Origin of the sequence: Pannonibacter carbonis, from assembly GCF_003012935.1 — a bacterium.
GTDB classification, from domain to species: domain Bacteria; phylum Pseudomonadota; class Alphaproteobacteria; order Rhizobiales; family Stappiaceae; genus Pannonibacter; species Pannonibacter carbonis.
On sequence record NZ_PUDR01000003.1, the window covers coordinates 1 to 23,277 of the forward strand.

Below are 23,277 nucleotides of genomic sequence, written 5' to 3' on the forward strand. Positions count from 1 at the left end.
GGGGTCTGGGGGTGGGGGGAGCGGGCTTAAATCCAGGGCAATTACCTTCCTGACTAGGCTTCCCTCGGACGTTTTGTGACTCTCCGTCTGCCCGTGCCCCCCACCCCCCACCCCCCACCCCGTACCCCTCCCCACGAGGGGGAGGGGAGCGGAGAGGTCTTGAAAACCGTCCGGCTGAGTATGCGATATCCGTGCCCTTCAAGGGGGGAGAGGGGCGCGATAAACGGCGCCTTGCAGAGATCAGCCAAGTCTTGAAAGTTTACCGCGTGGCCTGGATCAGCCGCTCCACCGCCGAGCCGCCGGCGCGGACAGCGGCAAATTCTTTCGCCGTGAAGCCCATCACCCATATGCACCTTGCCGCAGCCTCCCTCTCCCCCCTTGAGGGGGAGATGCCCCCGGAGGGGGCAGAGGGGGGGATTCAGCGCTGCAGCTTTCGCTGGTGTCGTGACGGGGACGAGGGGCCGATACCCCCCTCTGTCTGCTGACGCAGACATCTCCCCCTCAAGGGGGGAGAGGGGCGCGATAAACTGCGCCCTGGAGAGATCAGCCTTTACCGCGTGGCCTTCAGCAGCCGCTCCACGGCCGAGCCGCCAGCGCGCACGCCATCCAGCTCTTCGGCGGTGATCGCGACCACGCGGTCGATCTGCTCGAACGTGTGCTCGCTGGTGATGAAGAAGCGCAGCCGGGCTGCCTTTTCCGCCACCGCGGGGAAGATGATCGGCAGGGCGTTGACCCCGCGCTCCAGGAGGCGATTGGCGAGGGTCACGGCGCCGATGCTGTCGCCGACGATGACCGGAACCACCGAGTAGCCGGCGCTCGGGCCGGTGTCGAGACCGGCAGCCTTGGCCGCTTTCAGGAAATGCTGGCCATTGGCCTGCAGCCGGGCCACCCGCTCCGGCTCCCGCTCCAGGAGTTCGGCGCTCTTGGTTGCCGCAGCCGTGAGGGCCGGGGAGAGGCCGACGGAGAAGACGAAGCCCGGAGCCGTCGCCTTCAGGTAGTCGCACAGCACCCGCGATGCCGCGATATAGCCGCCGCAGGACGAGAAGGTCTTGGACAGGGTGCCCATCCACATCTCGACCTCGTTCGGGTCGACGCCGTAATGCTCGGCAATACCGCGTCCGGTTTCTCCAAGGACGCCAATGGAATGGGCCTCGTCCACCAGCAGCCAGGCGTCATAGGCCTGCTTCAGCTTGACCACGCGTCTGAGATCCGGGAAGTCGCCATCCATCGAGTAGAGGCCTTCCACGACGATCAGCACATGCTCGTATTTGTGCCGGTTCTCGGCAAGCAGACGCTCCAGCGCGTCGAGGTCGTCATGCGGGAAGTTGATCCGGGTCGCACCGGACAGCCGCGCGCCCTCGGCGATGGAATTGTGCACGAGCTGATCGGTGAGGATCAGGTCGCCCTTGTTCATCAGGTGGCCGATGGTGGTGACATTGGTGGCGTGTCCGCTCACCATCACAACCGCCGCCTCGGTGCCGTGGATCCGGGCGAGCGCTTCTTCCAACTGCCGGTGGATCGGCCGTTCGCCGGCCACAACGCGGCTGGCCGATACGCTGACGCCATAGGTGTCCACCGCAGCCTGCGCGGCGGCAATCACTTCCGGATGACCATTGAGGCCAACGTAATTGTAGGAGGCAAAGTTGTCATAGACCTTGCCGTCGATCGTCGTCGTCCCGGCGGCGAGGCCGTCATGCGGCCGGAAAAACGGATTGCCGATCCCCATCATCTCCGCTGCCGCACGCTGCATCTGCAGCTGGCGCACTTGCGGCAGTTCGGTGAAGTCGAAGGCGCGGCGCTTGGCCGGAGCCTCGGCGCCCGCTGCCGGAGCGGCGGGACGGCGGTCGCGGCCAGCACGGCGGCCGGCGCGCACGCTGTCCATCAGCTTGTCGCGGTCTCCGCTTGCAATGCCGCCAAGGCTCGGGCGCTTCTCTGTCATAGCAGGGACCTCATCTCGCGGCTTTTGGCTTCAACCTGTTCGGCAATCCCGGCCAGGTCGCCGGCTTCTGCGAGGTCGCCGGAGACGTGCTGGCTGGCCAGCTGCTGTGCCTCCGCCGATGCGCCATTGTCGCCTTCACCGCCAAGAACGCGGTTGACCACGCGGGTGGCAAGGTCGATCAAAGTCGCGCCATTGGCCAGTGACATCAGCGGGATGTCGATGCCGAGCTGGCGTTCCGCGCTCATGCGCAGCTCAAGTGCCATCAAAGAATCCATACCGACATCAGACAGCGGCTTGTGCGGGTCGATTTCCTCCGGCGCGATGCGCAGGATCTTGCCGATCTCGCCAGCCAGCAAACCACAGACGGTGGTCACGGCCTTGACCTTGTCCATGCCCTTCAGGAGCACGTTGAGGTCAACAGCGCCTTCCGCAACCGCGCCGTCTTCGGTGGAGCCAAGCCCCATGAGATCGACCAGCGGCGTATCGAGCAGCGCCAGTTCGCGCCGGGCCGACTGCCAGTCGATGCGGGCAAAGCCGACCGCCGCCGTCTCGAGATCCGTCTGCGGCTCGCCCATCAGCGCGATCAGCCCGTCGAGAGCTTCGCGTGCGGAGAGGGCGTGACGGCCAAGCTTGCGCGACAGCAGGTCGTTGACGTCCTGGTTGCGGGCGAGATAGCCGGCATCCGAGATTGCGCCCCAGGCCACGGCAAGGCCCGGCTTGCCGGCAGCGCGGCGCTTGCGCGCCAGCGCTTCCAGATAGCCGTTGGCGGCAACATAGTTCGCCTGACCCGGGTTGCCGACGAGCGTCGTTGCCGAGGAATACAGCACGAAATGCTCCAGCGGATCGTTCGCCGTCAACCGGTCCAGCAGCTCCGCGCCGCGCACCTTGGGCGCCAGCACGCGGGTCAGGCCGTCGTGGTCGAGGTTGGAGATCAGCACGTCGTTCAGCACCATGGCGGTGTGGAACACGCCGCGGATCGGCGGCAGGCTGGTCCGCGCCGTCTCAAGGGCGGTAGCAAGGCTCTTCTCATCGGTCAGGTCGCAGGCCGGAGCCACCACCTTGACGCCGCGTGCCGACAGCTCAGTGATGACTGCGGCGGCTTCCTCGGTGCTGCCACCACGCCGGCTGAGCACGACGAGATTGCGTGCGCCCAGATCGGCCATGCGGCGCAGCAGCTCGGTGCCGAAGCCACCGAAGCCACCACCGATCACATAGGTCGCATCTGCACGCAGCGCGAAGTCATGGCTGCGGCGCACATCGGCCGGCACATGCGGCGGCCGCAGGATGATCTTGCCGATATGCCCGGCCTGCTGCATCAGGCGGAACGCCTCGACCACGCCATCGGCCTCGAAGACGCGATAGGGGAGCGGGGCCAGCGTACCGGCTTCGAACAGGCGGACCAGCTCGACGAACAGCTCCTTGGCCAGCTTCGGCTGACGGGTCAGCAGCTGGTCGGCATCGATGCCAAAGTAAGTCAGGTTCTGGCGGAACGGCCTGAGGCCAATGCGGGTGTTGCCGTAGTAGTCGCGCTTGCCCAGTTCCAGGAAGCGACCGAACGGACGCAGCACCTCGATGGAGCGCTCCATCGCCTCGCCGAACAGCGAGTTGAGGACGACATCCACGCCTTCCCCGTCGGTCGCGGTCATGACCTCGTCGACGAAGGCAAGGCTGCGCGAATCGAGCACCAGATCAGCGCCGAGCAGTCGCAGGAAGCTGCGCTTCTCTTCAGAGCCAGCGGTCGTGATCACCCGCGCACCGCGCCACTTGGCGATCTGCAGGGCAGCCAGGCCGACACCGCCGGCGCCGCCGTGGATCAGCACCGTCTCGCCTTCCGACAGGCGGGCCAGATGCACCAGCGCGTAATAGGCGGTCAGGAACGTGACCGGAATGGTCGCAGCCTCTTCCGGGGAGACGGTCGAGGGCATCGGGGCGCAGGCGTCCTCGGACACGGTCACATGCGAGGCAAAGCAGGCCGGCGCAAAGGTGATGACCCGGTCGCCAGGCCGGAACCGGCCGGCATCCGGACCGGTCGCCAGCACGATACCGCAGCATTCCATGCCAAGCGTCGGGCCGGCAAAGCCGTCTTCCAGCGCCTCTTCCGGCAACAGGCCAAGCGCCCACATCACATCGCGGAAGTTGAGGCCGCTGGCCTCGACCGCGATTTCGATCGCGTTGCCTTCAGGGGCCTTGCGGCCAACCGCGTGCCAGGACAACTGGTCGAGCGAACCTTGACGCAGGATATCGAGGCGCATCGCCGGGTTGGCTTCGGGCGCAACTTCGCTGTCGCTGAACAGGCCACCCTGCACGATCCGCAAACCAGACCGGCGGCGACCGTCAATGATGACTTCCCGCTCTGCGCCGCTCTTGAGGATCTCATCGGCAAGGCGCACGGCGGCAACGCCGGGCTCCAGCGTCGGCGACACGTCGATGAGGCGGATGCCGGCATTGGCAAACTCGTTCATCGCCACGCGGCCATAGGCCCAGACGGCGGCCTGGTCAGGACGGTGCGCGGTGCCACCTGCCACATCCTGCATGCCGCCGGGGGCGACGATCCAGAGGCGTGTGTCAGCAAAGCCGATGCTGTTGAGAAGGCGCGTCAGCTGCCAGGTGCGCTGGTCGACGACGGCCAACGCATCGCCGGCGGGAGCATAGGCTCCGGCCAGATGGACGATCCCGGCGCTGGCACGCTTCAACAGCTGCGCCGTCTCGGCATTGCCGGCGTCAAGGTTGAGGTTGATGAGGCCATCGCCGGCACCAGATGCGGCGTCGGCAACGGCTATGGTCACCTTGAGGCCACGCGGCGCGAGCGTCGTGATCAGCGCTTCGGCCAGCTTGCGGCTTTCGCCATCGGCGTCCGCGATCACAAGCAGTTCGGAGGCGGCGACGGTCTCGCCCTCCGCGGTCGCGGCCTGCACCAGGTGCGGCTTGCGGGCAGCAATGAGGGTTGCCTCGGCGACGTCGCTGGCAAGCGCGGTGGTCTCGACGGCTTCGAGCCCGAAACCTTCCAGAACGTTGCGCCATTCCTCAGCGCCGCGCTGCCGCGAGATCGGGAAGCTGGCGACTGCGGTCTCACGCCACCAGTCTGCGCCGATACCGCGCAACAGGTCTGTGAGCGGGGAGGGCACGAACTCGGCGCTGAACAGCAGCCCGCCCTGCACGAGATGCTTGGCAACAGCCGCGATGTCGTCGGCGTTGCGGTCGCTCAGGCTACCACCGGACAGGATGATATCGAACGGACCGACGGCGGCAAGGCCATCGGCGTCGTCGAAGGCAACGAAGCGCAAATTGTTCGAGCCGGTCCACTGCCGCTCGGCGCGGCCGAGCAGTGTCGATACCGGGTCGGTGACGGTCACGGATGCGCGGCGCGGATCGGCAGCCCGGTCGAGGGCCAGCAGAAGTTCCGGGCTGTCGGCACCCAGCACCATCAGGCGCAGCGCCTGGTCCTGCGGCCAGCCGGCGATGATCTTTTCGGCCAGGTGACGCAGGCCCTCGTTGCGGGCAAGCGCAGCCGGCGAGGAGGTCTGATAGGCCTCGTACAGGCCAGAGGCAAACCAGCCCGATGCCTTGTCTGCAAGACCCCGGGCCAGCAGGGCCTCAAGGCCTTCATGCAGGCGCGACAGCAGCGAGGCTTCCGCGATGTGGCCGGAGGCCTCCAGCGCAACGGTCTTCAAAAGGTCGGCTGTTGCCGGGCCATCCGCCGGATCGGTCAGGACGGTGTGGCTGCCGGCTTCATCGGCCAGGCCACTGTCGATCAGCCAGCCGACGAGGGCATGGACGAGCGGCAGGGCGCTGTCGGCGATCTTGCCGCTGGCAACCAGCGCGTCGACGTCGAAAGTCGCGCCACCGGCGATGCGCCAGAGCGTCTCGTGGGCGATGGTCCGTCCCATCGCCTCGACCAGCAGCAGGGTCTCGCCCGGCTCGAAGTCAGTCTCGCTGGCAATGCCGGCGGCCCGGGCAAAGGCGGCAAAGCCCTCCGGCATGACATCGGCAATCGGGGCAATGCGCGTGGCGTCAGGCAGCAACGTTGCGAACGAGCGGTAGGCAAGGTCGTCGCGGCGGGTTTCGCGGCCAAGACGCACGGCGCGGAAGCGGGCCTGGGTCAGCCGGGCAATGACGTCGCCATTGGCGTCCAGGAACTCGAAGCTTGCCTCGATGGACCGCGGCGAAGCCTTGGTGACCTTGATCGTCACGCTGGCCGGAATGGCTTCCGGTGCAAGCAGGCGCAGCGCGCCGAAGCGGATCGGCAGGAAGCTGGTCTGCGCCGGGATTTCCTTCACGCCGTTCAGCAGCGCGAACAGGCCGTGGAAGCCTGCGTCCAGCAGGGTGGGGCACAGGGCGAAGCGTTCGTCCGCCAGCGCATCGATCTGCGGCTTCAGGGTCACCGTTGCGGTCGTCGCATCATGGGTGACAACGGTTTCCGCGCGCTGGAAGGCAGGGCCGTAGCGCAGCCCAAAAGCCCGGGTGACCTCGTAGAGGGCCGCATGGTCGAGCGTGACAAGCGTCTCGCTGCCGGTCTTCAGAACCGGCGTCCGGTCCTTGCGAACGGCGGACACATAGTGGCCACGGGCATTGAGCGCCCATTCGGCACCCGCCAGACGCGGCCGTGACATGACTTCCACGACATGGTCGTCGGACGAGATGCGGACCTGGGTCTCGAAGGTCTCGGCACCGTCAAACACCAGCGGCCGCAGGATGTCGAAATCACGCAGCTCGATCTCGTCGGCACCCGACCAGCGCAGGGCTGCGCGCAGGGCCATTTCGGTGTAGCCGGCGGCCGGGAATACGATGGACTCTTCCACCTTGTGATCGGCGAGCCACGGCAGCATGGCCGGATCAACGTGGTTGAACCACTCGCCCACGTCCTGGCGCAGCCGGTAGCCGAGCAGCGGCCAGCTCTTGCCGAACATGTAGTCGACGCTTTCGGCAGTCGCTTCCGGCTTGAAGGGCACGTTCTGCCAGGGGTAGTTCGGCAGGGCAACCGGCTGCAGCGGCGCTTCACCGAAGAACGCATCCAGCTCGACCGCGCCACCAAAGGCCAGCACGCCGGCGGCGGTGTGCTCGACCGGATTGCGGGCGGTTTCGCCATTCTTGGCCGGCATGTCGAGGCTGGCGAGCACATCGGCACGCTGGCCGCCCTCGCGCAGCACGTCGGTCATGTAGGTGCCAAGCACCGGACGCGGGCCGATTTCCAGGAACACGGAGATCCCGTCCGCCGCCATCGCCTCGATGGCCGAGGAGAACAGCACCGGCTGGCGCACGTTGCGCCACCAGTAATCCGGGTCCAGCGCCACATCGCGCTTGTCCGGGTCAACGGTCGAATAGAACGGGATGTCGGACTGACGCGGCACAACGCCATCGAGCGCGGCCAGCAGCGGCTCGCGGATCGGTTCCACCAGCGCACAGTGGAACGGATAGGCGAGGTTGAGCTTCTTCATCGCCCAGCGCTTCTTGCGGGCGTATTTGCCGAAGGCGTCGAGGCTCTCGACCGGGCCGGAGATGGTCACGCTGCGCGGCGAGTTGATCGCGGCCAGCTCGATGCGCGGGAATGCGGCCTCATCGATGGCTGCCTGTGCATCCTGCGCCGACAGCAGGAGGGCGGCCATGGTGCCAAGGTCGCGAATGACCTCCTGACGCGTCGAGCGGGCGTGGATGACCTTGACGGCCTGGTCGAGCGTCAGCGCGCCGGAGCACCAGGCGGCCGCGACTTCGCCCACGCTGTGGCCGGCAACCGCACTCGGGCGCAGGCCACGTTTGGCCAGCGCCTCGACGAGGGCGACCTGGACGGCAAACAGCAGCGGCTGTGCGATTTCCGTGCGCTCGATCTCGTTGTCGAGTTCCTCGGAGAACAGTGTGGTCAGCAGCGACCAGCCGCCAAGGCCCATGAACTTGCGGTCGACACGCTCGAAGGCCTGCTGGAACGCCGTGTCCTTCTGATAGGCATCGCGGCCCATGCCGGCCCATTGCGAGCCGTTGCCGGAGAAGACGAAGCCAACCTTCTGCTCGCCCTTGACCGTGCTTCCCTGCACCAGGTTCGGGCAGGTTTCGTCGGCCAGGAAAGTTTCAAGCACCCGGCGGCGCTCATCGGCCGTGGCGCCCAGCACCACCAGGCGGTCGCCAAGAAGGTCACGGGTGTAGGCGGCGGAGGCGGCGATCTGCGCGGCCTTGCCGTCAGACGCGCCCTCCAGCGCCTCGTGGTAGCGGCGGGCCAGTTGGCCAAGCGCGGCCTTGCCGCGGGCGCTCAGCACCAGCGGCGTGTCCAGGCGCAGCGCCTCGGCGGTGGCAATCCCCTGATCCCGGTCGCCGTCTGCGATCACGACGTGGGCGTTGGTCCCACCGAAGCCGAAAGAGTTGATGCCGGCAAGCCGCGGCTTGTCCGAGGCCATGAGGGCAACCGGTTCGCTGGCAACCCTGAGGTTCAGCTCGTCGAAGGCGATGTCCGGGTTCGGCGTGTTGAAGTGCAGCGATCGCGGCAACTCATTGTGCTCAAGCGCCAGCAGCGACTTCAGCAGACCGACGAGGCCCGAAACCGGCTCCAGATGGCCGACGTTGGTCTTCACCGAGCCGATATGCAGCACCTCGTCGCGCTTCTGCCCGATCACGGTGCCAAGCGCTTCCGCTTCCGCCGGATCACCGACGCGCGTGCCCGTGCCATGGGCCTCGACGAAGGCCAGCGCATTGGGGTCAACCCCGCCAGCGCCGTACATCTCGGCGAGCAGCGCAGCCTGGGCATAGGGCGAGGGCAGAGAGAGACCGACCGTGCGGCCATCGGCATTGATGCCCGAGGCGAGGATGCGCGCATGCACCCGGGTGCCATTGGCCCGCGCCACCCGCGAGGACTGCAGCACCAGGACGACGCCACCTTCCGAACGGACATAGCCGTCACCATTGGCGTCGAACGCCTGGCAGAGGCCGGTGGGCGACAGCATCGAGGCGCGGGAGAAGCCGACGAAGGAGAACGGGCTCAGCAGCATGCTGACGCCGCAGACGATGGCAGTGTCGATCTGTCCGCTTTCCAGCGCCGAGACCGCTTCGTGCAGGGCGACGAGCGAGGACGAGCAGGCCGTGTCCACCGTGAAGGACGGGCCACGCAGGTCATAGATGTAGGAAATGCGGTTCGAGACGATCGACAGCGTGTTGCCTGTCATGAACTGCATGTCGGCGTTGGGCGGATCGATCACGAAGCGGTGGTGATAGTCGAGCGAGGACGCGCCGACATAGACGCCCGTGGAGGTGCCAGCCAGAGCGCTCGGCGGCAGCCCTGCCTGTTCCAGCGCTTCCCAGACCAGCTGCAACAGGATGCGCTGCTGCGGATCCATCTGCAGAGCTTCGCGCGGCGAAATGCCGAAGAACGACGGATCAAAGCCCCAGACGTCATCCAGCTGACCTGCAGCCCAGGTGTAGGCCTTGCCGGCAGCGCTCCGGTCCGGATGACCGAATCGCGCCAAAGGCCAGCGGTCATTCGACACGCTGGTGACGGAGCAGCGACCTTCTTGAAGAAGATTCCAGAATTCGTTCGTATTTGCAGCGCCGGGAAGGCGGCTTGCATAACCAATGATTTCAATGTTGCTCTTAATAGAAGCCATTCGAAAAGCCTGTGCGTCCTACCGTCTTGCTGGGTCGTTCAGTTCTGCGCCTGCTTCATTGGAGCGGGGCTGGCAATATCACTGTCGACTGGTGCGAAGACGCAAATCTCTCATTGGTTACGAACTGGGCCGGCATAGGTCCTCGTCTCGATCTGTCAGACAAGAGGTGGATCTCCCCGAGTGGACCCGCAGCTCACGATCCGAAAACATCTACGCTATTTGCCGACCTGATGACAACAACCAGTCCTCGCATGACAGGGGTCTGCGATCCCGGCCGTGCATCAGACACGACAGCTCAGTTTGCGGGGATACAAGGGCAAGATGATGCACGCAAGGCGAAAGCGGAAAGCGTGTGCGTTTACTCCCGGTTAAGGGTGCGGTTGAACACACGCTGTGACATTTGCGACCGGTTGCGCCGGGAGATATTCCAGCGCTGGTGTAAAAATGCGTCGGGCAAGACCGTCTGCCCGACGGTCTTGCCCGAATGCCTTGCCAGAGTTCCCGGCTCGCAAAGCGACCAGACGGAGAGGTTCACGCGTGACGCCCGGCGGGGGCGGCCGTCACGGGTGCCTTCAGATGTTGCTGTCCGGGAACGAGGCCTTGCGCTGCGCCATGAACGCGATCAGCGCCTCGTCGAGTGCCGGGTCGAGTGCCGGGGCCTCGTAATCGGCCAGCATCTTCTTCCAGATCGCATTGGCGCGCCGGGCTGCATCCAGTTCGCCATCGGCAAGCCACTGCTCATAGGAATTGTTGTCAGCCACCTGCGAGCGGTAGAACGCGCTCTCGAAGTTGCGCTGGGTGTGGTTCGCGCCGAGGAAGTGGCCGCCGGGACCGACTTCGCGCAGGGCGTCCATCGCCATGCCTTCTTCCGACAGATCAATGCCCTTGGCCAGCACATGCATCATGCCGAGCTGATCGGCGTCCATGACGAATTTCTCATAGGACGAGCACAGCCCGCCCTCCAGCCAGCCGGCGGCGTGGAGGCAGAAGTTGACGCCCGACACCACGGTCGCGGCAATCGTCTGGGCCGATTCCTGCGCCGATTGCGCATCCGGCACCTTTGACGAGGTGAAGGATCCGCCGGAGCGGAACGGTAGGTTCAGCCGTCGTGCAAGCTTTGAGGCACCGTTGAGCAGCAGCGTGCCTTCCGGGCTGCCGAAGGTGGGGGCGCCGGACTGCATCGAGATCGACGACACGAAGGCGCCGAACACCACAGGCGCACCCGGGCGGATGAGCTGCGTCAGCGCGCAGCCGGCCAGCGCCTCGGCCAGCACCTGTGCCAGCGTGCCGGCAACCGTCACCGGGCTCATGGCGCCGGCAAGGATGAAGGGCGAGACGATGCAGGCCTGGTTTGCCTTGGCATAGACCTTCAGCGCACCGAGCATGGTGGCATCGAAAACCAGCGGCGAGTTGGCGTTGATCAGCTGGATCATGACGCAGTTCTGGTCGACGAATTCCTCGCCGAACAGGATCTGCGCCATCTTCACCGAATCTTCCGCCCGTTCCGGATGGGTGACCGAGCCCATGAACGGCTTGTCCGACCATTTCATGTGCGAATAGACCATGTCGAAATGGCGCTTGTTCACCGGCAGGTCGACCGGTTCGCACACCGTGCCGCCCGAATGGTGCATGTAGGGCGACAGGTAAGACAGCTTCACGAAGTTGCGGAAGTCCTCGATGGTGCCATAGCGGCGGCCCTTGTCGAGGTCGGTGACGAACGGGGGGCCATAGACTGGGGCAAAGACCAGGTTGTTGCCGCCGATGACCACGTTGCGGGCCCGGTTGCGTGCATGCTGGACAAACTGCGACGGTGCCGTCTTGACGATCTGCTGCAGCATGCCTTTGGGAAAGCGCACCCGCTCGCCCTGGATATCGGCCCCGGCTTCTTTCCAGATCGCGATCGTTTCCGGATCGTCGCGGAACTCGATGCCGATTTCCTGCAGGATCACATCGGCCTGCGCCTCGATCTGCGCCGCGCCTTCATCCGACAGCACGTCGAAGATCGGAATGCCGCGGGTGATATAGGGCAGGCCAAGCCCGCCCGCACCGCTTGCACGGGCTTCACGGCGCGCGCTGCGCCCCCGGCGGCCGGCAGAAACTGCGACATCAGACATGGGGTAGCTCCCGGAAAAGATCCTGCGTTGCTTTCAACGTCGCTTCCACTGTCGGCCAGGCAGCAGCAAAAGCCCGTCAAGGAACCGTCTCAGGCTACTCTATTTGCGGCATCCCCCCAGCAGGATCAGGTGCCGCAGCGATTGCTGGAAAACGACATGGCGTGTCGCCGGCGTGATGCTGCCATGACGCAATTAGGCCAATTGCTCGCCGGGCCGCGCCCGATACTGCCGCTCATGGATTTGACACCCGCGCCGCTCCTCCTGCCGGACGCGGGCTTTCGCTGCCGGACACTGCACCGGCGCGTGGTCGTGAGTGAAAAGGGATACGAAATGTCTGCATTTCCCGAGAAGGCAAAGATCGTCATCATCGGCCTCGGCGGCATCGTCGGCGCCTCGGTGGCCCATCACCTGATCGAGCGCGGCTGGGACGACATCGTCGGCATCGACAAGTCCGGCATCCCCACCGACATCGGCTCCACCGCCCACGCCTCCGACTTCTGCTACACCACCAGCCACGACTACCTGTCGGTCTGGACAACGCAATACTCCATCGATTTCTTCGAGAAGATGGGCCACTACGCCCGCATCGGCGGCCTCGAGGTCGTGCGCAAGGGCCACGACAGCTGGATGGAAGAGGTCAAGCGCAAGCTCTCCTCCGCCCGCGCCTTCGGCACGCGAGCCCATTACGTCTCCCCGTCCGAGATCAAGACGCTGTTCCCCCTCATCGAGGAGGATCAGGTGATGGGCGGCCTGTTCGATCCCGACGCCGGCCTCGTCGTGCCGCGCTCGCAGACCGTCGCCGGCAAGCTCGTCGACCAGGGCGAGGCAAGCGGCAAGCTCAAGATCTTCGCCAACACGCCGGCCCAGTCGCTGATCGTCGAGGGCGGCCGGATCAAGGGCGTCGTCACCCACCGCGGGACGATCATGGCTGACCATGTCATCGTCTGCGCCGGGCTCTGGGGCCGGCTGATTGCCGAGATGGTGGGCGAGGACCTGCCGGTCATGCCGGTCGACCATCCCCTGACCTTCTTCGGCCCGTTCAACGAGTTTGAGGGCACGGGCAAGGAAATCGGCTACCCGCTGCTGCGCGACCAGGGCAACTCCGCCTACATGCGCGACACCGGCGACCCGAAGACCACCGAGGGCGGCCAGATCGAGTGGGGCTATTACGAGACCGACAATCCGCGCATGTGCCACCCGCGTGACCTTCTGGAAAAGCACCAGGCCCGCCTGTCGCCGTCGCAGCGCGACCTTGAGCTGGAGCAGGTCATGGCCCCGCTGGAGCGCGCCATGGAGCTGACGCCGGTGCTGGCCGAGCTTGGCTACAACGAGAGCCACTCCTTCAACGGCCTGTTGCAGGTCTCCGCCGCTGGCGGCCCGTCCTGCGGCGAGAGCCAGAAGGTGAGGGGGCTGTGGTACTGCGTCGCCATCTGGGTCAAGGACGGCCCGGGCTATGGCAAGCTGATCGCCGACTGGATCACCGACGGCCGCACCGCCATCGACCACAATTCCATCGATTATTCGCGCTTCTACAAGCATCAGCTCACGGAGAAATTCATCGAGGGCCGCGCTCACGAGGCAGCACAGAAGATCTACTATCCCGCCGTCCACACCCGCGAACCCTATGCCTCGGGCCGTGGTGCCAAGCGCTCACCCTTCTATGAGCGCGAAGTGGCGCTGGGCGGCCATTTCATGGAGCTGGGCGGCTGGGAGCGTGCCCATGGCTACAAGGCCAACGAGCATCTTCTGGAGAAGTATGGCGACCGGGTGCCGGTGCGCGCCAACGAATGGGACAACCGCCACTTCTGGCGCGTCTCCAACGCCGAGCATCTCGCCATGAGCGAGGATTGCGGCATGGTCAATCTCAGCCACTTCTACATCTTCGACGTGGAAGGGCCGGATCATGTGGAGCTGATGGAATGGCTTTGCGCGGCCAAGATCGGCGGCGATGCCAACATCGGCAAGGGCATCTACACCCACTTCCTCGATGACGAGGGCATGGTCCGCGCCGACCTCACCGTGATCCGCATGGCCGACCGCTGCCGCATCATCGACGGCGCCGATGCCGGTCCGCGCGATTTCCACTACGTGAAGCGCACCGCCGAGGACAAGGGCTTCAACGTCACCGTCACGGATGTCTCGGAAGCCTATGTCACCATCGGCGTCTGGGGCCCCAACGCCCGTGCGAAGCTGAAGCAGGTGGTGGCCGACCCGGCCGGGCTCGACCCGGAAAACTTCGCCTTCGCCGCCATCAAGCCGATCGAGATCGCCGGCAAGACCGTCTCCGCCTTCCGCATTTCTTATGTCGGCGAGCAGGGCTGGGAACTGCACATGAAATACGAGGACGGCCTCGCCGTCTGGGACGCGCTGCAGGCCGCCGGCATCATGGCCTTCGGCGTCGAGACCTACGCCAACTCCCGCCGCATGGAAAAGAGCCTGCGGCTGCAGAACGCCGATCTCCTCACCCAGTACAACCTGATCGAGGCGGATCTTGCCCGTCCGAAGGTGAAGGAGGCCGATTTCCGCGGCAAGGCCAAGCACCTGGAGTACAAGGCGCGCGACAGGCAGCCGGCCATGCTCTGCACGCTGGTGATGACCGACAATGTCGATGCCGCAGGCGTCGCCCGCTATCCCGTCGGCTCCATGCCGGTGGTGGACCCGTTGACCGGCGCGGTCCTCGTCGACAGCCTCGGCCGCCGCTCCTACACCACCTCCGTCGCCTATGGCCCGACCTTGGCCAAGAACATCGCACTCGCCTATCTGCCCGCAGACTATGCGCAAGTGGGCCGCAAGCTGACCGTTGAATATTTCAACGAAAGCTTCCCCGTCGAGGTCGCCGCCGTGGGCTACAAGCCGCTGTATGACCCGGAGAACCTCAAGCCGCGCAGCTGATCGCCCACAAACCTCTCGTCGCTCCTGCGCAGAAGTGACGAGGGGAGAGCCGTTGCGACAAGGAGCTTCCGCATAAGGCCAGCTTCCTGTCACCTAGACATGCCCCACGCGCCCCTCTCCCCCCTTGAGGGGGAGATGTCTGCGCAGCAGACAGAGGGGGGGGGGGGGGATCAGCGCTGCAGCAGACCGGGCGCCGAAGATCATCGCACCGCTGTTCACCCCCCTCTGCCCCCTGCCGGGGGCATCTCCCCCTCAAGGGGGGAGAGGGGTGCTCTCGGCCCAGTTGAGAGCCCACAAACCCCCTCGTCGCTCCTGCGCAGGCAGGAGCCCAGTAACCGAGGCGCGGGATTGTCTGGCGACTGCCTAAGACACCCATCATTCTCGATGCTTTCCGGGCCGAGGGGACGCCAAGACCCGCTGACTTTCGTCATGGCCGGGCATGTCCCGGGCATCTTCAAGCCATTGATGTGTTTGGATCCTCGGCACAAGGCCGAGGATGACGACGCATTGGGGGCAGCCCTGCCAGCCGTCTGACCCCGGTGGTTACTGGGCTCCTGCCTGCGCAGGAGCGACGAGGGAGCGGAACCGCTGCGACAAGGTCATCCAGCCTCCGCACAGCGCCGGCCCCCTGCCACCTAGACATGCCCCACGCGCCCCTCTCCCCCCTTGAGGGGGAGATGTCTGCGCAGCAGACAGAGGGGGGGATCAGCGCCGCGGCAGACCCGGCGCCGAAGATCATCGCACCGCTGTTCACCCCCCTCTGCCCCCTGCCGGGCGCCCCTCTCCCCCTCAAGGGGGAGAGGGGCATGAGGCGGGAAGGCGGTGTCAAATTCTCGGCTGTCATCCCGGTTTGCCGCATTGCGGCAAGACCGGGATCCAGTAACCCCGGTGAGGGGGAAGACAGGGGGTACTGGATCCCCGCCTTCGCGGGGATGACAGGAGTGGACGATGGTCTGGAGACACACCCGGTTCCGTGCCTGCCGGATCGACCACTTTCTCTCCCCCCTTGAGGGGGAGATGTCTGCGCCAGCAGACAGAGGGGGGTATCAGCGCCGCGGCAGACCCGGCGCCGAAGATCATCGCATCGCTGCTCCCCCCCTCTGCCCCCTAGTGGGGGCATCTCCCCCTCAAGGGGGAGAGGGGTGCTCTCGGCGCAGTTGTGCGCACCCCTCGTCGCTCCTGCGCAGGCAGGAGCCCAGTACCCACTGGGCTGAATTAGGTTTCTCAGGCGGTCACCAGACAAGCAATCGCCTCGATTACTAGGCTCCTGCCTGCGCAGGAGCGACGAGGGGCGATGCTGAAGCACGCCCACCCCAAAAGCCGTTTTCCCGACACTTGCCGGTGCAAACGGGCTTGAGGGGCGGGTGGGGGTGGGGGATGTTGGGACAAGGTGCCCGTGATGCGCCGGCCGGCTGGGCAAGCGGCGGCCGGTCGAGAGCGCGCCGAAACACCAAGACAGCCCCGGAAAGACGATCATGAGCAAGCTTGAAACCCTCCTCGCCGAAAAGGGCGTGCTGCTGGCCGATGGCGCGACGGGGACCAACCTGTTCCAGATGGGCCTAACCTCCGGCGATGCGCCGGAGCTGTGGAACGTCGACGAGCCGGAAAAGATCAAGGCGCTGCACCGGGCCTTTGTCGAGGCGGGTGCGGATATCCTGCTCACCAACACCTTCGGCGCCAACCGCCATCGCATGAAGCTGCACAAGGTCGAAGACCGGGTGGTGGAGCTGAACGCCGCCGCTGCGCGCCTGGCCCGGGCGGTGGCCGAGGAGGTGGAGCGCGAGGTGCTGATTGCCGGCTCCATCGGCCCCACGGGCGAACTTCTGGTGCCGCTCGGCGCGCTCACCTATGAGGGCGCGGTTGCGGCCTTTGCCGAGCAGATCGAGGGGCTGAAGGCGGGCGGCGTCGACATTCTCTGGGCCGAGACCATGTCCGCGCCGGAGGAAATGCAGGCAGCGGCGGAGGCGGCCCAGGGCTCGGGCCTGCCGCTGGTGATCTCGGCCAGTTTTGACACCGCCGGCCGCACCATGATGGGCCTCACCCCGAAGGCGCTGACCGAGGTGACCTCGACCTTCGCCTGCACGCCGACGGTGGTGGGTGCCAATTGCGGCGTCGGCGCGTCGGATCTGCTTGCCACCATCCTGCAGCTGTCGGAAGCAAATCCGCAGGCGATCATCCTCGCTAAGGGCAATTGCGGCATTCCGGTCATCCAGGGCGACAAGGTGGTCTATTCCGGCACGCCGGAGCTGATGGAAACCTATGCCCACATGGCGCTGAATGCCGGCGCGCGCATCGTCGGCGGCTGCTGCGGCACCTCGCCGCTTCATCTTGCCGCCATGCGCAAGGCGCTCGACAGCCACACCCCCGGCCCGCGCCCGACGCTGGAAGACATCATCCGCGACATCGGCCCGCTCGTCTCCCCGCCGAACGAAAACGCCGGCGAGGGACGGGGCGGTGAAGGCCGCAGAGGCCGGCGCAAGGGTTAGTCCTTCACCCCCGCCGCCGTCTCCGGCGGCTGCCGTCGGTGCCATCGTTGCCGCCTTTAGGTTCCGGCAGGGCCACAGCGGCGCGGAGTCTCTCGAACGGGTCGGCCTTGTTGGGCAGGGCCATGGCATTGACGAAATGCGCCTGGAAATCGGGCTCCAGCGCGGTCTCGATCTTCTCGATGCCGCGCACGATCTCTTCCACCTCGCGCCGGTGCTTGCGGCTGAGGAGGGCCATGCGCGCGCCGGTGCCGGCGGCATTGCCCACCCCGCTGACCGCGTCGAGATCGCAGTCCGGAATGAGGCCGATGACCATGGCATACATTGGGTCGATGTAGCTGCCGAAGGCACCGGCAAGACGGATGCGGTCGATGGGCGGATTGCCGAGCTTGTCGGAGAGCAGCTTCACGCCGGCATAGAGCGCGGCCTTGGCGAGCTGGATCGAGCGGATGTCGGTCTGGGTGATGGTGATCGCAATGCCGGCACCGGCGATCACATAGCTGTAGGTGCGCCCGTTCGGCACGATCCGCGCTGTGCGCTCGGCCATTGCTCCGTCGATGACGCCGTCCTCGTTGATGAGGCCTGAGAGATACATCTCCGCCACCGCCTCGATGATGCCCGACCCGCAGATGCCGGTGACGCCGACCTGGTCCACCTTCTCGGCAAAGCCCGGCTCGTCCGACCATTCGTCCAGCCCGATGACCTTGAAGCGCGGCTCCAGCGTCACCCGGTCGATGCGGATGCGCTCGATGGCGCCGGGGGCGGCGCGCTGGCCGCAGGTGATCTCCGCGCCCTCGAAGGCAGGGCCGGTGGGGGAGGAGGCGGCGAGCAGCCGGTCGCGGTTGCCCAGCACGATTTCCGCATTGGTGCCGATGTCGACGAGCAGCGTCAGCGCCTCGCCCTTGCCGGGCGCCTCGGCCAGCGTTGCGGCGGCCGCGTCGGCGCCGACATGGCCGGCGATGCAGGGCAGCATGTAGACGCGCGCGCCCGGCGCCAGCTCCAGCGCCAGATCACGGGCGGGCAGCGTCAGCGCGTCGGAGACGGCCAGTGCAAAGGGCGCGCCGCCGAGCTCCGTCGGGTCGATGCCCAGAAACAGGTGATGCATCACCGGATTGCCGACGAAGGTGGCGTTGAGCACATCGCTGCGGCTCGCGCCGACGTCTGCGACAAGCTTGCCGACCAGCGCGTTGATCGCCTCGCGCACGGTGCGGGTGAGGTCCGGCAGGCGCGCCGGGTTCATCTGCACATAGGAGACGCGCGACATCAGATCCTCGCCGAAGCGGATCTGCGGATTGGACGTGCCGGCGGAGGACACGGTGCGGCCTGTCGTAAGGTCACACAGATGCGCGGCGATGGTGGTCGAGCCGATGTCGACGGCAAGGCCGTAGGCGGTGGTCTTCTCGCCGGGCCACAGGCCGATGACGAGCGGCGGCTCGCCCGCGTCGTCATAAAGCGCGGCCGTCACCTGCCACTGTCCCTTGCGCAGGATGGTCTGGACGCTCGCCAGCAGCGGCGGATCGAAGCGCACGCCGGTAAGGCCGGAGGCCGCTTCCAGCGCCTCGCGCAGGCGGTCGGCATCGCCGCGCGGGGTTTCCATGTCCGGCTCCTCAACCCGCACGGTGACGAGGCGGACAGCCGGATCGGGATCGATATGGCGGATCTCGGCGCGCTTGCGCACGATCTGCCGGTTGGTCTGGGCTTCCGTCGGCACGTCGATGACAAGATCGCCGAGGATCTTCGCCTGGCAGGACAGGCGCCGGTCGCTGGCCAGCCCGCGCAGCTCGGCGTAGCGGTTTTCCTTGTCGGTCGCCGGCGCCAGATGCCCGGCGGCGCTGGTCAGGCCCTCCTTGGCGAACTGGCCCTCCGACACCGAGCACTGGCACTTGCCGCAAATGCCGCGCCCGCCGCAGACCGATTCCACGTAGACCCCCAGCGCGCGCGCTGCATCGAGCAGCGGCGTGCCGATGTCGAACGTGCCACGCCGCCCGCTTGGCTGGAACACCACGCGGGCGGTGGCCTGCGGCGCGGCAGGCGAGGAGGCAGAACCGGTGGCTGGCGTCGGCAGGCTGTCGTTCAAGGTGTCCTCAAGGTGCGTTCGGGCGGTGTCAGGTCTTGGTCAGCCGCCGGGTGTTGGCGCGCACGCGCTTGGCAAAGGGCTTCACCGCCGCATGGGCGATGGGTTCGGGCTTCAGGGCCGCCGGCTTGCGGCCAAGCGCCACCTGGGTCATCGCGCGGGTCGCCTGCAGGGCCATGGCCTGCTGCGCGGCCAGCGTGCCTTCAACCATGGCGGCGGCCTTCTCGCCGATCATGCGGCCCATCTCGGCGTTTTCGCGGGTGGAGCCGGTGGCGGCGGCCAGCATCATCGCCTGCGTGCGCATGGCGATGACGAGAGGGGCCTGAAACCACAGGCTGGCCAGATCATTGGTAAACTGCTTGGAACGGGACATGATCACTCCGACCGACAGCGGGGAGAGGGGCGGTATGCCCGGGGCTCACCCCTGCCGCAGGCGAGCCTCGCGTCCACCGCGCCGGCGCGATGCGCCTGCAGCGGGGGCTTCTGGTCCGGCGGGCGCGCCTTCGGCCCCGCCGGGCTTATAGTCGCGATAATTCATGATCCATTCCTGACAGTTGGGGTCATTGCCGGCAAGCACATTCCCGGCGCGCACCATTTCCATCTCCTGCGGCCGGCAGGGGTTCATGATGGCGCTGGTCATGCCGCTGGCGATCACCATCGGGATGAAGGCCGAGTTGATGCCGTGACGATGCGGCAGGCCGAAGGAGATGTTGGAGAGGCCGCAGGTGGTGTTCACCTTCAGCTCCTCGCGCAGCCGGCGCAGGAGATGGAACACCTGGCGCCCCGCCGTTCCCATCGCCCCGATCGGCATCACCAGAGGGTCGACCACGATGTCGCAGGCCGGAATGCCATAGTCGGCCGCCCGTTCCACGATCTTCTTGGCAACCGCGAACCGCACGTCCGGATCCTCGGAAATGCCGGTCTCGTCGTTGGAGATCGCCACCACCGGCACGTTGTATTTCTTGATGAGCGGCAGGATCGCCTCGAGCTTTTCGTCCTCGCCGGTCACCGAATTGACCAGCGGCCGGCCCTTGGCCACCTTCAGACCAGCCTCGATGGCGGCAGACACGGATGAATCGATGGACAAGGGAATGTCGACAAGCCCCTGAACGATCTCGAGAGTTTTGACGAGGAGCGGCGGCTCCGTCTCGTTCGGATTGACCGCTGTCACGCCGGCATTGATGTCGAGCATCGTCGCGCCGGCGGCCACCTGGGCCAGCGCGTCCTTGATCACCGTGTCGAAGTTGCCTTCGATCATCTCGGCCGCCAGCTTCTTGCGCCCTGTCGGGTTGATGCGCTCGCCGATGACGCAGAACGGCTGGTCAAAGCCGATGACGATTTCCTTCGTGGCGGATGCGACAATCGTGCGGGTCATCGGGCAAGCTCCTGTGCGTCAAAAGGGGAGGCGGCGGCAGGCCCCCAGGACCCGCGCTGGGACAGCCATTCGGTCGTCTTGGCAAGGCCGCCGAAGGGATAGACATGGATCTGGGCGAGCGGGGTGGCCGGATGCGAGCGCACCCGCGCCTCCAGCGGCTCCACCATCGAAGCGGGGTCGTAGCCGGTCAGCATCGACACCACGGCGCCGCCGCGTTTCTTGAGGAAATTCAGCGAGTTTTCGACGCCGGCGAAGGCGGCGAACTTCAAGAGCGTCGTCATCTTGGCCGGCCCCGCCACGCCCAGATGGACGGGGAACGTGTTGCCCCAGGCCGTCAGTTCGTCCAGCCAGAGCGCGACCCGGTGCGGATCGAACCCGAACTGTGTGACGATCAGGAACGCTGCATCGCTGCTCGCTGCAAGTGCGTGCTTCTTCATCAGGAAGTCCCGGATCACCGGGGCCGGAATGTCGGGTGCGCCTTCCGGATGACCGGCGACCGCAATGCTGCGGATGCCGAGCTTGTCGAACAGTCCCGTCTCGATCAGCGCGACAGACGAGGTCAGTGGTCCTGGCGTCTCTGCCTCGCCGGCAATCGCCAGAACATCGGTCACGCCGGCCTCCTGCGTCAGGCGCGTGATGCGGCGTTCGAAGGCGGAAAGGCTGTCATAGCGCCGGGCCGCCATGTGTGGAACGGGCACCAGTCCGGCGTCCTTGACGCGCCGGGCGGCCTCGACGATCTGGTCCTCGGAGCAGTTGCCGAGATCCGTGACATAGACCCGTGTTCCGAGCGGCACGCCCGTCAGCAGGTCGGATTTTTCGCAGACCTGGCGCGGCGACACCTCGGTCGAGGCGGCAAGGCGTCCGGCAGCATTAAGGCGCGGGTCCGGCATTTGGGAAGGGTCCTCAGGCTTGCGGCGCAAGGCCGCCATTGGCCGCCAGCGCCAGAACGCGCTCGCGGGGAAAATCGGCAACAAGCGTCGCCACGGCGCGGTCGGCTTCCGCCTCCAGGTCATCGCCAACCTCGACCGGATCGGCGCGGCGCCATTCGGCCAGATAGGCTTCGCTGTCCTTGGCACCAACGCGCATGGCGGCGGCATCGACGGCTTCCATGAACACGGGCGGCAGTTCCCGGCGGGCACTCTTGCGGCCGGACTTCACCAGCACCTGGGCCGGAATGTCACGCCAGTAAACAACAACGAGCTGTGCCATGGATGTCCTTCCGACTGCTCAAGTGATGACCAATCTTGGCTGAAGAACAGGCAGCAGGGCGGCAGAAGACGACACGGCACGGTGCGAAAGCGACGCCAGTGGAACGTAAGGGATTCTGCGGAATCAGGCGCTCAGGCAGACGCGTCGCCGGGATGCGCGGCCTGCAGGAAGTCACCCAGCAGGCCATAGCCTGTGGCGATGCGCACGAAGGGCAGCCCGAGCGTCGCTGCGGCCTGTTCGGCGGCCGTCGTCAGGTCCGCGTCCTCGGTCTGCGCCAGATAGACAAGCCGGGTGTAGTTGCCGAAATACATGTCGCGCAGCTCGGGATGCCGGTCGAGGCCGAGCGGCTCGATCACCATGGTGCGGAAGTGGCGGGCCAGGAAATCGGTGAGATAAAAGCTGCCAAGCTGGTCGTCCTCCAGCCTGTCGAAGGCGGCCAGTCCGGCGAAAAAGGCGTAGCAGTGCGCGCCATCGATGCGCTTTGCCTTCGGATGGGCCGCCAGCACCGTGTCGAGATGTCCGCCGGTGCCGCAATCGGCATAGGCCACCAGCACCTCGTCATAGGCCGCGCCCCGTTCGGCGAGGGCTGCAGCCACCTCCGGCGCGATCCGGTCCGGCGTGTTGTGCAATTGCGCAGGCAGGCAATGCAGGTCGAGATGGGAGAGCCCATGCTGGGCAGTCAGGGCGAGGATTTCCCGCGCCAGCGCGCCGCAGGCCAGCACCAGCACCGAAGGCTTGCGATCCGTTCCGCCGTCGTCAGGGACAGCGGGCGCGGCCGGGATCTGTGCTCCGGGCCGCGCGGCCATGATCTCAGGCCTTTGCCAGCCGGTTGTGCCGGCGGGCGATCAGGTCCTTGGCGGTTTCCACCGCCACGGCGGCGTCGCGGCAATAGCCATCGGCGCCAACCGCCTCGCCGAATTCCTCGTTCAGCGGCGCGCCGCCGACGAGCACGATATAGTCATCGCGGATGCCCTTCTCGACCAGCGTGTCGATGACGACCTTCATGTAGGGCATGGTGGTGGTCAACAGCGCCGACAGGCCGATGATGTCCGGCTTGTGCTCCTCGATCGCGGCCAGATAGTTCTCGACCGGATTGTTGATGCCGATGTCGATCACCTCGAAGCCGGCGCCTTCCATCATCATCGAGACGAGGTTCTTGCCGATGTCGTGGATGTCGCCCTTCACGGTGCCAATGACCATCTTGCCGACCTTCGGCGCGTTGGTTTCGGCGAGCAGGGGCCGCAGGATGAACATCCCGGCCTTCATCGCATTGGCCGACAAGAGCACTTCCGGCACGAACAGGATCCCATCGCGGAAGTCGATGCCGACGATGCGCATGCCCTCGACAAGCGCCTTGGTCAGCACCTCATAAGGGGTCCAGCCACGATCCAGCAGGATGCGGACACCCTCCTCGATCTCTTCCTTGAGACCGTCGTAGAGGTCATCATGCATCTGGGCGACGAGATCGTCGTCGGAAAGGGCACTGAGATCGATATCGTCGTCCGACATGGGCCATCCGTCATTGCTGGAAAAGCTGTCCCATCACACTGCGTGCGCCGCCCCCTGGCCGCTGTCTCCAATCCGACACGCCACGCCCTGACTGCGACA

At 66.2% G+C, this 23,277-nt stretch carries 12 protein-coding genes; 2 read left to right on the forward strand and 10 right to left on the reverse strand.

What is annotated here, in order from left to right:
• Window positions 1-550: 550 nt before the first annotated feature.
• From C8348_RS04315 to C8348_RS04325, 3 genes are all read right to left on the reverse strand, one after another.
• Window positions 551-1,882 (reverse strand): aminotransferase class I/II-fold pyridoxal phosphate-dependent enzyme, encoded by a 1,332-nt coding sequence (locus C8348_RS04315; protein WP_425270809.1) that lies wholly within the window; start codon window positions 1,880-1,882, stop codon window positions 551-553.
• A gap of 53 nt (window positions 1,883-1,935) precedes the next feature.
• Window positions 1,936-9,522 (reverse strand): type I polyketide synthase, encoded by a 7,587-nt coding sequence (locus tag C8348_RS04320; RefSeq protein WP_106752065.1) that lies wholly within the window; start codon window positions 9,520-9,522, stop codon window positions 1,936-1,938.
• A 572-nt stretch (window positions 9,523-10,094) separates the two neighbouring features.
• Window positions 10,095-11,636 carry a trimethylamine methyltransferase family protein gene (locus C8348_RS04325; RefSeq protein WP_106752066.1) on the reverse strand — a complete coding sequence of 514 codons (1,542 nt, stop codon included), beginning with the start codon at window positions 11,634-11,636 and terminating at the stop codon, window positions 10,095-10,097.
• Window positions 11,637-11,966: 330 nt separating this feature from the next.
• Here C8348_RS04325 and C8348_RS04330 point away from each other — a divergent pair, with 330 nt between their 5' ends.
• Window positions 11,967-14,528 carry a GcvT family protein gene (locus tag C8348_RS04330; protein WP_106752067.1) on the forward strand — a complete coding sequence of 854 codons (2,562 nt, stop codon included), beginning with the start codon at window positions 11,967-11,969 and terminating at the stop codon, window positions 14,526-14,528.
• A gap of 1,475 nt (window positions 14,529-16,003) precedes the next feature.
• A complete protein-coding gene (bmt, locus tag C8348_RS04340) occupies window positions 16,004-17,014 on the forward strand; it encodes a betaine--homocysteine S-methyltransferase (RefSeq protein WP_106752069.1) in 1,011 nt (336 codons plus the stop codon).
• 4 nt (window positions 17,015-17,018) lie between these two features.
• On the opposite strand, the gene C8348_RS04345 is transcribed toward bmt, so the two are convergent.
• The 7 genes from C8348_RS04345 to C8348_RS04375 form a co-directional block, all read right to left on the reverse strand.
• The gene (locus C8348_RS04345; protein WP_106752410.1) at window positions 17,019-19,076 is read right to left on the reverse strand and encodes an ASKHA domain-containing protein; all 2,058 of its coding nucleotides are present in this window, start codon (window positions 19,074-19,076) and stop codon (window positions 17,019-17,021) included.
• A gap of 40 nt (window positions 19,077-19,116) precedes the next feature.
• Window positions 19,117-19,458 carry a hypothetical protein gene (locus tag C8348_RS04350; protein ID WP_106752070.1) on the reverse strand — a complete coding sequence of 114 codons (342 nt, stop codon included), beginning with the start codon at window positions 19,456-19,458 and terminating at the stop codon, window positions 19,117-19,119.
• A 45-nt stretch (window positions 19,459-19,503) separates the two neighbouring features.
• A complete protein-coding gene (locus tag C8348_RS04355) occupies window positions 19,504-20,460 on the reverse strand; it encodes a methyltetrahydrofolate cobalamin methyltransferase (RefSeq protein ID WP_106752071.1) in 957 nt (318 codons plus the stop codon).
• Entirely contained in the window at window positions 20,457-21,350 is an 894-nt protein-coding gene (locus tag C8348_RS04360; RefSeq protein ID WP_106752072.1) for a methylenetetrahydrofolate reductase, read from the reverse strand. The genes C8348_RS04355 and C8348_RS04360 overlap by 4 nt, the downstream gene beginning before the upstream one ends.
• Before the next feature lie 13 nt (window positions 21,351-21,363).
• Complete coding sequence (locus tag C8348_RS04365) at window positions 21,364-21,669, reverse strand: virulence factor (RefSeq protein ID WP_106752073.1); 306 nt, start codon at window positions 21,667-21,669, stop codon at window positions 21,364-21,366.
• A gap of 131 nt (window positions 21,670-21,800) precedes the next feature.
• Entirely contained in the window at window positions 21,801-22,475 is a 675-nt protein-coding gene (locus C8348_RS04370) for a DUF1638 domain-containing protein (protein ID WP_106752074.1), read from the reverse strand.
• A gap of 4 nt (window positions 22,476-22,479) precedes the next feature.
• A complete protein-coding gene (locus C8348_RS04375) occupies window positions 22,480-23,178 on the reverse strand; it encodes a corrinoid protein (protein ID WP_106752075.1) in 699 nt (232 codons plus the stop codon).
• Window positions 23,179-23,277: the final 99 nt, after the last annotated feature.